The organism is Methylobacterium sp. WL1 (assembly GCF_008000895.1).
Classification (GTDB): Bacteria; Pseudomonadota; Alphaproteobacteria; order Rhizobiales; family Beijerinckiaceae; genus Methylobacterium.
Genome location: NZ_CP042823.1, coordinates 4,372,162 through 4,384,902, shown reverse-complemented (window position 1 = coordinate 4,384,902; position 12,741 = coordinate 4,372,162). Strand labels below are relative to the sequence as shown.

Genomic DNA, 12,741 nt, shown 5'->3' with positions numbered 1-12,741 from the left:
TGGTAAGGTCTCACGCCGATAGTGGCGTACCGGGTAGCCGCTAGGCTTTAAAATTATCGCGCGACCTCAATGACATAAGTGTTCGCATTTTTGTTCAGACTGGCGCGCCATTCCTACGAAGTACAGGACGGATGCAGGGCCTAGCCCTTTCCCGTCGCAGACAACCAACCACTCTCAGGATCTGGCGTAGTGCCTGACAGGGAACGTCAGCGCGATCCCGTGTCCGTGCGATCCTCAGACGCCCAGCCGCGCCGGAGCGGCCGGGCCTATCTGTCGGTCAAGCGACCTGTTGTGCGGGTGACGCCAGACCCAGCTCGGCGCGGAACACGGCTTCCATCTCGCGCCGGATGCGGATGGCCTGATGGCTCGCATCGTAGGCCACGTCGCTCCAGCGGACCGGATGGCCGGCCGGGATGTCGTTGGTCAGGACGAGGTTGTGCGCCAGACCGATCGGCAGGGCGTCCTCCCGTAGGGAATCGGCCGTCGGCATCAGCGTGCCGTAGACCGTGAAGCCGCCCTCGCCGTCGAGGCGCTCGCCGGCCTTCAGGGCGCGCTTGGCGATGGCCGCCACGTCCCCGCGCCAGGCCCCGGTGGCGCCGGTGGCTTCGTCGCGCACCGCGATGGACGCCACCGAGATCCCGAGTTCCAGGCCGATCAGGTGGTAGGGCTTGTAGGTGGCGGCGTAGCGGCCGCTGGCGTCGGTCTTCAGCCCGTATTGCGCGAAGCATTCCTGCACGTAGCGGCTCGGCGCCTCGAACACCGCGAAGACGCCCCAGCGCAGGTCGCGGAACACCGGGCGCCCATCGCGCTCCAGCGACGACACCACCTCGACGGTGCCGCGCTCGGTCAGGATCCCGCCATCGGCCACCGGACGCAGGAGCGTGGGCAGGTCGTCGACCCCGCAGGCCGGGAAGGCCAGGCCGTCGCGGGGCGGGGTCAGCCCGCAGGCATTGGCCACCGCGGCCATCTCCAGGGCCGACTTGGTCCCGTCCAGGAAGGCGTTGAACATCTGCGCGTTGAAATCGCCGCCGGCGACCTGCTCGGCGCTGAAGCCGTAATGCCCCCAGACCGTGTCGGGGGTGGAGGCGTGGTAGGCCGGCAGGTACTTCGTGCCCTTGCCGGCGCAGACCACCTCCAGGCCGATCGTGCGCGCCCAGTCGACCAGCTCGGCGATGAGCGCCGGCTGGTCCCCCGAGGCCATGGAGTAGATCACACCGGCCTCCGCGGCGCGGCGGGCCAGGAGCGGGCCGGCGAGCACGTCGGCCTCGACGTTGACCATCACGATGTGCTTGCGGTGTTCGCAGGCCTTAAGGGCGTGGCGGATGCCGGCGGCCGGGCTGCCGGTGGCGTCGATCACGATGTCCAGGAACGGGCTGGCGATCAGGGCGTCGGCGTCGTCGCCGACGCATGTCGCCCCGGTCCGCGCGGCCTCCTCCAGGGTCGGGGCCGCGAAGCGGGCCTCGTCCCAGCCCACCCGGCGCAGGGCCTGGCGCGCCCTGTCCGGCGACAGGTCGGCCACGGCGATCAGGTGGATGCCGGGCGTCCGGGGCGCCTGGGACAGGTACATCGAGCCGAACTTGCCGGCGCCGATCAGGCCGACGCGGACGGGGCGACCCTCGTCGGCGCGACGCTGCAGCTTGGCGAACAGGGACATGGCGCTCTCCCGGCGTTTCGCGGTCGGTCGGACCTCTCCGCGCGTGCCCGCCGCGTTTGTGGGGTCTTGCCGGTTCGGCATTATCATGCGCTTCCGCACCTGCCCATGCGGTGCACCTGCCCATGCCGCGACCCTGGCCCATGCGGCGACGAAGGGACGTTGCCGCCAGGTGGCACAGCCTAGCCGGCGACGCGGCTCTCGTGCTCCCGCTCGAGGAGCCATCGGCGGAACGCCCGGATCTTCTCCAGATCCCGGTCCCGGGCACGGGTGCAGATGAAGTGGAGGTCCCGGTACAGGCTCTTCAGGCGGCCTTCGCCGAGCCGCACCAGCTGCGCGGCGCCGAGTTCGGCCTGGGCGAACCGCAGGCTCTCCAGCGCCACCCCGAGCCCCTGGACCGCGGCGGAGATCACCAGGGCGCCGCGATCGAACGCCGCCCCGGGCGCCGAGGCCGGCGCCGGCAAGCCGTTGAGGGCGAACCAGTCCGGCCAGCGCACCGGGCTGAACGACGAGTCCAGCCGGGGGATGCGCGCGACCGTCGCGGCCTCGACCGGACCGAGCGCCCGGGCGAGATCCGGCGTGCACAGGGCCGCGATCTCTTCCCGGCCGAGCGCCTCGACCGTCAATCCCGGGCCGGTCGGGGGGCTGCCATAGGCGATCAGGATGTCGATCTCTTCGTGTCGGGCGAGATCGACCGGCTCGGCGCCGCTGGAGAGGCGGATGCCGATGCCGGGATGCGCCGCCACGAAGGAGGGCAGCCGGGGCCCGAGCCACTTCGCCGCGAAGCTCGGCGTGCAATGCACCGCCAGCGACGAGGGCGACGGCGGGCTCAGCTCGGCGCAGAGCGCCTCGATGGAGTCGAAGGCCCGCGCGAGGCCGGCACACAGGCGCTCGCCGTCGGCGGTCAGGATGGCCCGGCGGTTGGCGCGCCGGAACAGGGCGCGCCCGAGAATGCGCTCCAGTGCGCGGACCTGGTGGCTCACCGCCGAGGGCGTCAGGTGCAGTTCCTCGCTCGCCCGGGCGAAGCTGCCGAGACGCGCGGCCGCCTCGAAGGCCCGCAGCGCCGGAAAGCTCGGGATCTGCCGCATGCTGCAATCCGTGAAATGGATTCACGGAAATCGTGAAAAATCGTCGTTTGTCAACGACGGATGGTGGCACGATAGTGCCGATCGGGCTGCGAAGACGGCCGGGACGACAGCCAGACGCGCCGGGGCGGCCGGGGATACCCCGCCGTTCGGCATGGCCCCGCGCCGGGCTGGACGCGGACGGTCCGCATTCCCGCATCACCCGACGAGAGGACACGCCATGCTCGACGACCACGCCCACGACAGCGATGTCGCCATCGACCTGCCCCCCGACAGCGCCGGCCGCAAGCGGACCTCGATCTACCAGCCCGAGCAGGCAGGCCTGATCTTCCCGGAGATCCCCCAGTTCGCCAACCACGCCGAGGCACGGGAATACCGCAAGCAGCACCTCGTGGCGGCCTGCCGGGCCTTCGCGATGCACGGGTTCGATTACGGCTTCGCCGGGCACCTCACGATCCGCGATCCCGAGCGCCCGGACTTGTACTGGACCAACCCGATGTGCGTGCACTTCTCGCAGGTGCGGATGTCGAACCTGATCCTGGCCGACCACAAGGGCGACGTGGTCGAAGGACGCTACGCGATCAACCGCGCCGGCTTCGTGCTCCACGCCGCCGTGCACGACGAGCACCCCGACGTGATGGCGATGTGCCACGCGCACACGACCTACGGCACCGCCTGGTGCGCCACGGGCCGGCCGCTGGACATGATCAGCCAGGATGCGGCTGCCTTCTACGACAGCCACGCGGTGATCGGCGCCTCGGCCGGGGCGGTCGCGGTCGAGAAGGCGAGCGGCCTCTCGGTGGCCCAGCAGATCGGCCGCAACCGTGGGGTGCTGCACCAGAACCACGGCCTGCTCACCTGCAGCCGCCACAGCATCGACGACGCGGCGTTCTGGTTCATCGCCCTGGAGCGGGTCTGCAAGCAGCAACTCCTGATCGAGGCGACCGGGATCAAGCCACAGCTCCTGTCGGAGAAGACCGCCCGCTACAGCCGCGAGCATGTCGGCAGCGACTATATCGGCTGGCTGCACTTCCAGACCCTCTACAGCCACATCGCCGCGACGCAGCCCGACATGTTCGCGTGAGGTCGCGCCGGTACGAAGCCGGCCGCGAACGGGTCGCGGCTTTCCGAAAGGGCCGTCCGCAGGGCCGGCCCCTCCGCCGGCGACGCAAGATTTGCCTGTCGACAACCCATAGGGGCCGCAACCTTTCGGGTTCGGGAGCGGTCGTCTCCGCGGCGCGGTTCGACCGGGAGGCCGGCATGATGGGATTGGGCGTGTTCTGCGTGGCGGCCGGCACGGGCTTGGTCGCCGCGTCCCTGTGGGCGCCGCGATACCGGGCCTTGCTCGAAAGGATGGGCGGCTGCCTGTTCCTGGCCGGGCTGGGCTTCGCCGGGGCGGACCTGGCGCTGGCATCCTGATCCAGGGCGACGAAATGGACCGATGCATGGGGTCTTCAGAGCATGGGCTTTTCAGGGCATGGGGTTGCCAAGCTTGGCCATATAGGCCAGCTTGTACGTAAGTAATGCGTCCCGATTGGAACTGCCCAGGAGTGCCAATGCTGGTCAATCACGAGCGCCGCCTGCTCAATAAGGCCGCCGGTTCCGGCAAATCTCGGATCTCCATTGAGCGAAAGCCGAACGCATCCTGGCCCGGCGATCACAGCCGGCTCACGGCCCTCGAGAGTGTCGGCCACCTGGAGCGGATCGCGGTCAGCGACGGGCTCGCGACCTGGCAGATCACCGCGAGCGGGTTGACGCAGCTTCAGGCGTTCGTCGGCGGAGACGCGTGATGGCGTCGATCAAGATCCGCGCGACCGACGACGGCACCTTCGTGGTCTACCGCAACGGCGCGGCGGTCGCCTCCGGGTTAACCCGCCTCCAGGCCGAGCGCTGCGCGTCGGTCCTCGGCTGGATCGCACCGCATTCCTGAGCGGGCGCGGCGGTAAGGAACCGTTAACCCTGTCGCTCTACGCCCATTGCACCAGCCGATTGCTGGCCTTCCACGCCCATCCGATTTCGCCCCTCAACACGGATGGGCGTGGAAGCCGAATTCCGGTCAGAGCGCGCGCGCGTAGCCCGGGCGCAGGTCGATGGCCTGTGCGGTCGCCTGCGAAAGGCGCACCTCGGTCAGCGTGACCTCGGCCCCATCCTTCACGGCCTCCCGCACGATCTTGACCCCGCTGTCGGGATCGTCCGCGATCACGGCGTAGAACACCGTCAGCAGGCAGTCCGGGGTGTCCTCGTCCCGGCGGGCGACCTTCACGATGAAGGCGGTTTGGTTCGGCTCGATCATGGCAGGCGTTCAGATCCGTCCTGGGCCGCACGTCAGGCGACCGTCGCCGGGGGCGATATCGCGCCTCGGCGAGAGAAGAGGTACCCCGATCGGGGCCTGCCGCCCAGCCCGCATGGGGCAGTGACGGCGGTCGCCGGACCGTCAGGCCGCGGTCAGACGCTTGGTGTTCGAGGCGACGTGCTCGCGGTAGCGTGCGATGACCGTCTCGGGCGAGCCGCCGAGCATGAGCGTCGTCATGGCCTCGCCTGCGGCCTCCACCTTCTCGGTCACCATGGAGTGTGCCTCGGCCATCCCCTCGCTGCCGCCCCAGGCGAGGCGGACGAGGCGCAGTTCGACCACGCGCTGGGCTTCGATCGCCAGCATCATCCACGAGAAGAAAGGATTGTACACGGCTCACTCCGAACCGCGACCGATGCGGCGGGGACTAAACTCGGCTGTTACCTTGAACGATCCACCGGCGGGACGCGGGTCCGACCCGCGTTACGGGCCGGGCCGCACCGCACCATGTTGGATCCGCGTTCAGATCACCCCCGCGCCAGCCGTTCGCGGATGAGGGTGTGGAGCGCGCGCAGGTCGCTGCCGAACTGCCGGATGCCCTCGGCGAGCTTTTCCGTGGCCATGGCGCTCTCGTTCATCTCCCAGCGGAACGAGAATTCGTCCGTCGCCGGCACCTCGGGCGGCTCGCCGTAGGATTCGGGCGACAGGGCGCGGGGGAGATCGCCCTCCGTCGCGGCCAGCTCCTCCAGCAGCTTCGGCGAAATGGTCAGCCGGTCGCAGCCCGCGAGCGCCTGGATCTGGCCGATGGTGCGGAACGAGGCACCCATCACGACGGTCTTGATCCCGCGCGCCTTGTAGGCGGCGTAGATCGCCCGCACCGACTGGACGCCCGGATCCTCCGCGGCCGTGAAGGTCTTCCCCTCGGCCTTGGCGTACCAATCGGTGATCCGCCCGACGAAGGGCGAGATCAGGAACACGCCGGCATCCGCGCAGGCCATGGCCTGGACCAGCGAGAACAGCAGGGTCAGGTTGCAGTCGACGCCCTCGCGCTGGAGCACGCGGGCCGCCTGGATCCCCTCCCAGGTCGAGGCGATCTTGATCAGCACCCGGTCGCGCGAGACGCCGCGCTCGTCGTAGGCGCGGATGATCGCCCGGGCCTTCTCCAGCGTCCGCTCGGTGTTGAACGAGAGGTTGGCGTCGACCTCGGTGGAGACGCGCCCCGGCACCAGCTTGGTCAACGCGACGCCCACCGATACGGCGAGCCGGTCGGCCACCGCTTGGACGACATCCTCGGTCTCGCCGCCCTGCGCCTTGCCCCAGGCCACCGCCTCGTCGACGATCGGGGCGAGGCCCTCCATGCCGGCGGCCTTCAGCAACAGCGACGGGTTGGTGGTGCAATCGATCGGCTTGAGCGTCTCGATGGCGCCGATGTCGCCGGTATCGGCGACCACCACGGTCATGGTGCGGAGTTGATCGAGCAGCGATGTCATCGTTCACCTCGTCGTTTGGCACAGCCGACGGTCGCGGACCGGGGCTCGCGGCCAAAGGCCCCGGCGCGCATCGTCCAGCGGGGTTCGCGTCGCCGCCGCCGGTGCGATACCGCTCCCGTCCCGGCGCGCTTCTTACCACACCGGACCGGGATCAGCCGACCGCCCGCCAGTCGCGCAGTGACAGGGACCACGCCTGTGCCTCGTTGTAGGCCACGGCCATGCGGCCGTGGCTGACGATCTTGGCCAGCATGACCGTGTCGCCCAACGCCGTGATCCGGATCACCGTCGGGCCGTAGCCGGCGTCGCCGATCAGGCAGGTCCCGACGCCCCAACCCTGCTCGCGGCAGATCTCCGCCGCGCACCGGTGGTCGTGCCGGGTCACGGATTGGCGCTGCGGGTCGCCGGCTGGGGATAGGACGGGTTGCCGCCCGGAACCGCGCTGCTGTTGGACGGCGAGGCCGTGCCGCCCGTGCCGTTCTCGCTGCCGGTGATCTGCTTGCGCGAGGCGTCCTGGCTCTTGCTGGCGTAATCGGGCGGGGAACTGGCGCCCTGCCAGGTCATCAGCCCGGCGAGCGCCGCGGCCATGAGCGCCACGCTGACGATCAAGACATACAGCGCAGGTTTGCCGCGCTTGCCCTGCCGGCCGTCCTGACCGGAGAGTTGTTCTGCCATTTCTGAACCTCGTTGACCCGCCGATGCGGCCGGCGGTTAGCAACAGGCCGCCCGCCGGATGGGTCCGCCCCTGTGGCTTTATGCACCGCCCGGGGTGGTCCGGCCTGTTCGGGCCCGGCGGTGACGTCCGGCAGTGGAGGGCCGCGGCACCCCCCATCGGGGGATCGGGCCGGCCTCGGAGCCGATCCGATGCATCGGACTGCAGCACGCCGGACATTGGCCCTGGTCGATAACAACTGCGTCAGTGATGCAGGCATACCAGTGAAAACAACGCAGGTGAGGGAACCTGCTTGTGCGCAACCCGTTTGTGCCCCGCTGCCGATAGGGCAGGGAGACCATGCGGGAGCGGAACGGATCGCGCAACAGGCATCGCCGGTCAACCGATCGTGCTGACGCGCCATTTCGTAGTGCCGGCTCGACCGGCCATCGCAAAAATCAGAGGGAATACTTTCGCAGGAGCGGTATATTTATACCATTGATTGCGCTGTTACGAAGCGCATCTGGTGGTTGGTCCCGGGTCATCTCGAACGCAGCAGGGCGCCCATGGCCAACCGAGCGAAGATACTGTCCCCCGAGCATCTCAAGGCCTCGGTCAAGGAGGCCATCGGCAAGCTCACCGGCGATACCCAGGTCGAGGCAGAGGGCCGCCGGCAGAAGCGTGCGGCCCGGCCTCCGAAACAGGCCGAGCCGGGCACCGACTGACACAGGTTTCCAACCGGCGCTCCTCGCGGGCGCCATCCCCCGAAACACACCAACCCATCACCGGAGAACGACATGGTCGACATCGACAGGATCACGGGCGCCGCCAAGGATCTCGGCGGCAAGGTGCAGAGCGCGGTCGGCGACCTCACCGGCTCGAAGAGCGACTCGGTCGAAGGCCGGTTCCGCGAAGCGAGCGGGCAGGCCGAGAACCTCTACGGCCAGGCCAAGGACACGGTGCGACAGGCTGCCGGCCAAGCCTCCACCTACGCCGACGACGCCGCCGACTACGCCGAGGACGCCTACGAGCGCGGCGGCCACTACCTGCGCCGGGGAACCCGCGAGGTGAGCCATCAGGTCGCCGAGTACCCGCTCGCCTCCCTGCTGGTCGCCGACTTGGTCGGCTTCGGCCTCGGCCTCCTCGTCAGCGCCAGCCGCGACTGAACCGCAGATCTCACTTCAACGACGACCGACGACCCGGAGTAGCAGCGTGACCACGATCCAGACCACCGTTCCACCCCTCGCCAGCCAGGCACAGGCCGATACCCGCGCCGTCCTGCTCAACCAGGTCTCCTGGGGCGCCATCTTCGCCGGCGCCACCACGGCCCTGGTCACCCAGGTGATCCTCAACCTGGTCGGCGCCGGCGTGGGGCTCTCGTCCTTCGGCCCCGTGGCCGCCGACAACCCGGCCGCCTCGACCGCCTCGATCGGCGCGGGCGTCTGGTTCGTCGCCTCGGGCATCGTCGCCTCGCTGATCGGCGGCGCCATCGCCGGGCGCCTGTCCGGCAGGCCGCTCGCGGGGACGGCGGGCCTGCACGGCCTGGTGTCCTGGGCGGTGACCACCCTGGTGGTGCTGTACCTGCTGACCTCGGCGGTCGGCGGCATCGTCGGCGGCGCGTTCAGCGGCGTGACCAGCACCCTGGGCGGGGGCCGGCTCGCTCGTCGGCGGCACCGTGCAGACGGCCGCTCAGGCCGCCGCGCCGTCGCTGTCCAAGATCACGAACCCGCTCGACGGGATCGAGAGCACGGTCCGCCAGCAGGCCGCCGGCCAGGACCCGCAGGCCGCCCGTGACGCCGCCGTCGCCGCCGTGAAGGCGCTGTTCACCGGCGATCCGAGCCAGAAGGCCCAGGCCGAGGCCCGCGCGGCCGACGCCCTGGCCAAGGCCCAGAACATCCCGGTCGACCAGGCCAAGCAGCAGATCCAGGACTACGAGAAGCAGTACGACCAGGCGGTCGCCACCGCCAAGCAGAAGGCCGAGGCGGCGGCCGTGGCGGCCAAGTCCGCCGCCACGCAGGGCGCCTTCTACGCCGCCCTGGCGCTGATCCTCGGCGCGCTGGCCGCCTTCTTCGGCGGTCGCCTCGGCGCCCCGAAGGCCGAGACCCTGGTCGGCGCCTACGACGCCCGCCGCGCCTGATCCCCCCTCGGTCCCCGCCCTCCCGGCGGGGACATCGCCCGACCGGCACGAGCCGGCCACCCGCAGCACCCCGCAAGGAGACCTTCGATGAGCAGCACCACCGACAAGATCAAGGGCCTGGCCAACGAGGCCGTCGGCAACGTCAAGCAGGCCGCCGGCAACGTCACCGGCAACGACAAGCTCGTGGCCGAGGGCAAGGCCCAGGAGCTCAAGGGCGAAGCGCAGAAGACCGTCGGCGACGCCAAGGACGGCGCCAAGAACCTCGCCGACAAGATCACCGGCAAGCACTGAGCCCGAGCGGCGGGGCCGGCCAGCCCGGTCCCGCCCCGATCAACCGCGAAACCAGGAGAGCAGCATGAACCGCGACCAGATCCGTGGCGCGTCCCGGCACGTGAAGGGCCGGGCCCAGTCCACCCTCGGCGGCCTCACCGGCGATCCGGCCCGCCAGGTCCGCGGCGCCGTGAACCAGGTGGCCGGCGGGGCGCAATACGCCTACGGCCGCGCCCGCGACCGCGCCGAGGATCTCGCCGAGGACGGCCGCGACCTGGCCCACGCCGCCTACGAGCGGGCCGACGGCCTGATCGACGACGGTCGCCATCTCGCCCGCGAAGCCCGCCGCCGCGGTGAAGTCTACGGCCGCCAGGCGGTCCGCTACGCCGACGGCAACCGCACCAGCACGTTGCTCGGCCTCGCCGCCCTGGCCTTCGCGGCCGGCTGGCTCACCCGCCGCGGCCGCTGATCGCGCGTCCGATCCGGACACGTCGGACGCGTCTTTCCGCAACCGTCGGGCGGTCGTAGAGCATCGGCGACCGACATCGTCCGGCCTCCCCGGGGGGCCGGGCGCCGTCCTGTTGAGGCCCCGGGAGGGCGCGGCCGATGAGGCGGTTCGGAAAACTCCTCCTGCGTCCGGAGATCGTCTTCCTGGCGCTCGCCATCGGGCTCGGGCTTGCCGCCGCCCTCGCCTACTGGGCCTCGCGCGCCACGGTTCTGACGGTCGCGGTCGCCCCGCGCGACGGCACCGAGCCGGCGGTGATCCAGGCCTACGCGGAGGCCCTGGCGAAGCGGCACAAGGAAATTCGCCTCACGATCCTGCCCTTCGACGACGTGCGCGACAGCGCCGAGGCGCTTCGCGACGGTCGCGCCGACCTGGCGGTGGTCCGTCCCGATGTCGCGTTGCCGGATAACGGCCTGACGCTCGCGATCCTGCGGGATCAGGCCATGATCATCGCGTCGCCCGAGGCGTCCGGCATCACCAAGTTCCCCGACCTCGACCGCAAGCGCCTCGCCATCCTGGCCCACCGGGACGCCGACGAGACGCTGATCCGGTCGATGCTGGCGCATTACGGCCTGACCCTGGCCGGCCGGGACATCACCGGGCCGCTTCCGCCCCGACAGGTCGCCCTCGTGGAAGTCGGCGAGGCCGACCTCACCAACGCCCTGACCGCTAAGCAGGTCGATGCCGTCGTCTCGGTGATCGCCCCCACCGCCCCGACGGCGCAGCGCATCGTGGAGCGCGTCCAGGCGGCGAGCCGCAGCCGCAAGGTCGCGTTCGTGGACGTGGAGAATGCCGACGCCATCGTGGCCCGGATGCCGCGCCTCCAGATGGTCAGCATGCCGGCCGAGACCTTCGGGGGCAGTCCCAAGGTGCCGGAGGCGGACGTCCACACGGTCGGGGCGTCCTACCGGCTCATGGCGCGCTCCAGCCTGCCCCGCTCCGTGGCGGCGGACGTGACCCAGCACCTGTTCGAGCTGCGCAGCGGCATGGCGAACGTCGCCCCGGCGGCCGACTACGTCCAGGCCCCCGCCTACGAGAGCACGGCCGGGGCCACCAGCGCGCGGCTGCCGATCCATCCGGGCGCGGTCGACTATTTCGAGCGCGAGCAGCAGAGCTTCGTGGAGCGCTACGAGACCTGGATCTACCTCGTCGCCTTCCTGGGCGGCGGCATCGGCTCGGCCTTCGCGTGGGTCGGGCAGCGCCTGTCCCGCCTGCGGCGCGAGCGGATCGAGGAGGCGACCGACCGGCTCCTGGCGATCCGGCAGGAGGTCCAGGACACGGAGGGGGGCGGCCGTACCGAGCCCGAGCGCCTCGCCGCTCTGGCCCGCGAGATCGACGACCTCGCCGGCGACATCGCCAAGCACGCCCTGGAGCGGCCGACCGAGGCCAGGACCCTGTCGGCGGCGGCCATCGCGATCGACGCGGCCCGCTCCACGGTCAAGCGCGCCCTCGCGGCCGGCCGCCACGCGGACGACGCCACCGACCTCGCAGGCCAAACCCTCACTTGCCAGACCCTGGCCTCCGGCCCCGGCACGTCGTGATCCGCCGGGCGATTGCGGACTTCAGGGCGCAGTCCGGCGGGCCCGTGCGGCGGCCCATTCCCGGTCGCGCTCGGCCTGCTCGGCGCGTTGAAGGGCGGCGTAGGCCTCCTGCTCGGCCCGTTCCCGTTTCCGCTTGAGTTCGGCCGAGGCGGCCGCCCGCTTCTTCCACGCGTCCGTCTCGGCCTTCTGGCGCCGCAATTCCTCGACCGTGATCGGCTTGACCGGCTCCTTCGGCTGCGCCCACGCGAAGGGCCGCCGCGGGGGAGGGCGGCGGCCGGTGCGGCGGCTCCCGGGCGGCCGAGGGCTGGGACCCGCGCAAGGCCGCGGTCGCCTCGGCCAGCGTCAGGCCGGCGCCGGCCGCGATGCGCTCGGCGGCGGACCGCGCCGCCTCCCGCTCGCCCGCGGTCGCGCCCGGGCCGCCAGGGCGAGGCACTTCTCGAAGCGGTCGCGCTCAGCCGGCGTCATGATGGGTCCCGGATCGGCAGGTTCGTCGGTGTCTTAGATCCTGCCGGCGGTCCTGTCCCGCGCGGTCCCGTCACCGGTTGTTCAGGAGCGCGCGCGCGAGGAGGTGCAGGGTCGCCCCGAGGCCGAGCGCGCAGGTCGAGACCACCAGCACCTGAAGGCCGCTGATGCCGGGCCGCGGGCCGAAGCTGTAGGCCAGCAGCGAGCCGCAGGAGCCGGCCGAGACGACGCCGGACGCGATGGTGTTGAGCCACGTCGCCGACAGGCGGCGCCGTTCATCGTTGATGTCGCCCATGGCCGGCTCCCGTGCGGGCGAATCCGTGTTTATATTCATAACGCAGGAAATATTACCAGAAATTGCATCCGGTTGCAAGACACCGATGCCATGGCGGCTTGGTCCGCGCTCCCCTGTGGTCAACTGCGCGCGCGCTCAGGCGGCCCCCGTCCGGCAGCGGGCATAGCCCCGGGAGATCAGCCGGCCCTGGAGAACCGCCCGTCGTTCGGCCTCGCCGAGATCGGTCAGGGCGTCCGTGATCGCCGCGACCAGAGCGGTCCAGGCGTCACCCCGGGCGGCACGATGATAGGCCAGCGCGATCGCCTCGGCCTCGCTCAGCCGAATCTCCACCGGCGGTTCGTGCGGGTTCGTGTGCATCGCCAATCC

The 12,741-nt window shown here is 70.8% G+C and carries 19 protein-coding genes and 1 pseudogene; 10 read left to right on the top strand and 10 right to left on the bottom strand.

The window, feature by feature from the left end; translation table 11 throughout:
• Positions 1–277: 277 nt before the first annotated feature.
• Positions 278–1,654, bottom strand: coding sequence for an SAF domain-containing protein (locus FVA80_RS21355; RefSeq protein WP_147910244.1), 1,377 nt, complete (start codon positions 1,652–1,654; stop codon positions 278–280).
• A gap of 179 nt (positions 1,655–1,833) precedes the next feature.
• Positions 1,834–2,739 (bottom strand): LysR substrate-binding domain-containing protein, encoded by a 906-nt coding sequence (locus FVA80_RS21350; RefSeq protein WP_147910245.1) that lies wholly within the window; start codon positions 2,737–2,739, stop codon positions 1,834–1,836.
• Between the two features lie 217 nt (positions 2,740–2,956).
• On the opposite strand from FVA80_RS21350, the gene FVA80_RS21345 reads away from it, so the two are divergent.
• The 4 genes from FVA80_RS21345 (at position 2,957) to FVA80_RS30650 (ending at position 4,666) form a co-directional block, all read left to right on the top strand.
• On the top strand, positions 2,957–3,820 hold the full coding sequence (locus FVA80_RS21345) for a class II aldolase/adducin family protein (RefSeq protein WP_147910246.1): 864 nt from the start codon (positions 2,957–2,959) through the stop codon (positions 3,818–3,820).
• A gap of 176 nt (positions 3,821–3,996) precedes the next feature.
• Entirely contained in the window at positions 3,997–4,155 is a 159-nt protein-coding gene (locus FVA80_RS30655; RefSeq protein WP_187193455.1) for a hypothetical protein, read from the top strand.
• A gap of 137 nt (positions 4,156–4,292) precedes the next feature.
• Positions 4,293–4,526 (top strand): hypothetical protein, encoded by a 234-nt coding sequence (locus FVA80_RS21340; protein WP_147910247.1) that lies wholly within the window; start codon positions 4,293–4,295, stop codon positions 4,524–4,526.
• On the top strand, positions 4,526–4,666 hold the full coding sequence (locus FVA80_RS30650; RefSeq protein WP_187193454.1) for a hypothetical protein: 141 nt from the start codon (positions 4,526–4,528) through the stop codon (positions 4,664–4,666). Before FVA80_RS21340 ends, FVA80_RS30650 begins: the two co-directional genes overlap by 1 nt.
• A gap of 126 nt (positions 4,667–4,792) precedes the next feature.
• Here FVA80_RS30650 and FVA80_RS21335 read toward each other — a convergent pair whose 3' ends face one another.
• From FVA80_RS21335 to FVA80_RS21315, 5 genes are all read right to left on the bottom strand, one after another.
• On the bottom strand, positions 4,793–5,029 hold the full coding sequence (locus FVA80_RS21335) for a hypothetical protein (protein WP_147856405.1): 237 nt from the start codon (positions 5,027–5,029) through the stop codon (positions 4,793–4,795).
• Between the two features lie 141 nt (positions 5,030–5,170).
• Positions 5,171–5,419 (bottom strand): hypothetical protein, encoded by a 249-nt coding sequence (locus FVA80_RS21330; protein ID WP_147910248.1) that lies wholly within the window; start codon positions 5,417–5,419, stop codon positions 5,171–5,173.
• A 134-nt stretch (positions 5,420–5,553) separates the two neighbouring features.
• Complete coding sequence (gene tal, locus FVA80_RS21325; protein ID WP_147910249.1) at positions 5,554–6,516, bottom strand: transaldolase; 963 nt, start codon at positions 6,514–6,516, stop codon at positions 5,554–5,556.
• A gap of 151 nt (positions 6,517–6,667) precedes the next feature.
• The gene (locus FVA80_RS21320) at positions 6,668–6,898 is read right to left on the bottom strand and encodes a hypothetical protein (RefSeq protein ID WP_147910250.1); all 231 of its coding nucleotides are present in this window, start codon (positions 6,896–6,898) and stop codon (positions 6,668–6,670) included.
• On the bottom strand, positions 6,895–7,188 hold the full coding sequence (locus tag FVA80_RS21315) for a hypothetical protein (protein WP_147910251.1): 294 nt from the start codon (positions 7,186–7,188) through the stop codon (positions 6,895–6,897). Before FVA80_RS21315 ends, FVA80_RS21320 begins: the two co-directional genes overlap by 4 nt.
• Before the next feature lie 543 nt (positions 7,189–7,731).
• Between FVA80_RS21315 and FVA80_RS21310 the strand changes: the two genes are divergently transcribed.
• From FVA80_RS21310 to FVA80_RS21285, 6 genes and pseudogenes are all read left to right on the top strand, one after another.
• Positions 7,732–7,890, top strand: coding sequence for a CsbD family protein (locus FVA80_RS21310; protein WP_147910252.1), 159 nt, complete (start codon positions 7,732–7,734; stop codon positions 7,888–7,890).
• A gap of 72 nt (positions 7,891–7,962) precedes the next feature.
• Positions 7,963–8,331 (top strand): CsbD family protein, encoded by a 369-nt coding sequence (locus FVA80_RS21305; protein ID WP_147957870.1) that lies wholly within the window; start codon positions 7,963–7,965, stop codon positions 8,329–8,331.
• 46 nt (positions 8,332–8,377) lie between these two features.
• Positions 8,378–9,302: pseudogene (locus tag FVA80_RS21300) on the top strand (PhnA-like protein).
• A gap of 87 nt (positions 9,303–9,389) precedes the next feature.
• On the top strand, positions 9,390–9,593 hold the full coding sequence (locus tag FVA80_RS21295) for a CsbD family protein (protein WP_147957821.1): 204 nt from the start codon (positions 9,390–9,392) through the stop codon (positions 9,591–9,593).
• 64 nt (positions 9,594–9,657) lie between these two features.
• Positions 9,658–10,041 carry a CsbD family protein gene (locus FVA80_RS21290; RefSeq protein ID WP_147910978.1) on the top strand — a complete coding sequence of 128 codons (384 nt, stop codon included), beginning with the start codon at positions 9,658–9,660 and terminating at the stop codon, positions 10,039–10,041.
• 137 nt (positions 10,042–10,178) lie between these two features.
• Positions 10,179–11,618, top strand: a complete 1,440-nt coding sequence (locus tag FVA80_RS21285; RefSeq protein ID WP_147910977.1) for a TAXI family TRAP transporter solute-binding subunit — start codon at positions 10,179–10,181, stop codon at positions 11,616–11,618.
• A 21-nt stretch (positions 11,619–11,639) separates the two neighbouring features.
• On the opposite strand, the gene FVA80_RS31490 is transcribed toward FVA80_RS21285, so the two are convergent.
• The 3 genes from FVA80_RS31490 to FVA80_RS21270 all read right to left on the bottom strand — a co-directional run bounded on the left by FVA80_RS31490 (position 11,640) and on the right by FVA80_RS21270 (position 12,732).
• Positions 11,640–11,816: a hypothetical protein gene (locus tag FVA80_RS31490; RefSeq protein ID WP_246692065.1), complete on the bottom strand. Its 177-nt coding sequence runs from the start codon at positions 11,814–11,816 to the stop codon at positions 11,640–11,642.
• Between the two features lie 337 nt (positions 11,817–12,153).
• A complete protein-coding gene (locus tag FVA80_RS21275; protein WP_092038138.1) occupies positions 12,154–12,375 on the bottom strand; it encodes a hypothetical protein in 222 nt (73 codons plus the stop codon).
• 135 nt (positions 12,376–12,510) lie between these two features.
• Positions 12,511–12,732: a hypothetical protein gene (locus FVA80_RS21270; RefSeq protein WP_147910764.1), complete on the bottom strand. Its 222-nt coding sequence runs from the start codon at positions 12,730–12,732 to the stop codon at positions 12,511–12,513.
• Between the last annotated feature and the right edge of the window lie 9 nt (positions 12,733–12,741).

Excerpts from the sequence above, each read along its gene's own strand:
- FVA80_RS21290 (WP_147910978.1), top strand. The coding sequence starts at position 9,658 with ATGAACCGCGACCAGATCCGTGGCGCGTCCCGGCACGTGAAGGGCCGG.
- FVA80_RS21345 (WP_147910246.1), top strand. The coding sequence starts at position 2,957 with ATGCTCGACGACCACGCCCACGACAGCGATGTCGCCATCGACCTGCCC.
- FVA80_RS21355 (WP_147910244.1), bottom strand. The coding sequence starts at position 1,654 with ATGTCCCTGTTCGCCAAGCTGCAGCGTCGCGCCGACGAGGGTCGCCCC.
- FVA80_RS21315 (WP_147910251.1), bottom strand. The coding sequence starts at position 7,188 with ATGGCAGAACAACTCTCCGGTCAGGACGGCCGGCAGGGCAAGCGCGGC.
- FVA80_RS21295 (WP_147957821.1), top strand. The coding sequence starts at position 9,390 with ATGAGCAGCACCACCGACAAGATCAAGGGCCTGGCCAACGAGGCCGTC.
- tal (WP_147910249.1), bottom strand. The coding sequence starts at position 6,516 with ATGACATCGCTGCTCGATCAACTCCGCACCATGACCGTGGTGGTCGCC.
- FVA80_RS30655 (WP_187193455.1), top strand. The coding sequence starts at position 3,997 with ATGATGGGATTGGGCGTGTTCTGCGTGGCGGCCGGCACGGGCTTGGTC.
- FVA80_RS21305 (WP_147957870.1), top strand. The coding sequence starts at position 7,963 with ATGGTCGACATCGACAGGATCACGGGCGCCGCCAAGGATCTCGGCGGC.
- FVA80_RS21350 (WP_147910245.1), bottom strand. The coding sequence starts at position 2,739 with ATGCGGCAGATCCCGAGCTTTCCGGCGCTGCGGGCCTTCGAGGCGGCC.
- FVA80_RS21275 (WP_092038138.1), bottom strand. The coding sequence starts at position 12,375 with ATGGGCGACATCAACGATGAACGGCGCCGCCTGTCGGCGACGTGGCTC.
- FVA80_RS21310 (WP_147910252.1), top strand. The coding sequence starts at position 7,732 with ATGGCCAACCGAGCGAAGATACTGTCCCCCGAGCATCTCAAGGCCTCG.
- FVA80_RS30650 (WP_187193454.1), top strand. The coding sequence starts at position 4,526 with ATGGCGTCGATCAAGATCCGCGCGACCGACGACGGCACCTTCGTGGTC.
- FVA80_RS21340 (WP_147910247.1), top strand. The coding sequence starts at position 4,293 with ATGCTGGTCAATCACGAGCGCCGCCTGCTCAATAAGGCCGCCGGTTCC.
- FVA80_RS21285 (WP_147910977.1), top strand. The coding sequence starts at position 10,179 with ATGAGGCGGTTCGGAAAACTCCTCCTGCGTCCGGAGATCGTCTTCCTG.
- FVA80_RS21335 (WP_147856405.1), bottom strand. The coding sequence starts at position 5,029 with ATGATCGAGCCGAACCAAACCGCCTTCATCGTGAAGGTCGCCCGCCGG.
- FVA80_RS21270 (WP_147910764.1), bottom strand. The coding sequence starts at position 12,732 with ATGCACACGAACCCGCACGAACCGCCGGTGGAGATTCGGCTGAGCGAG.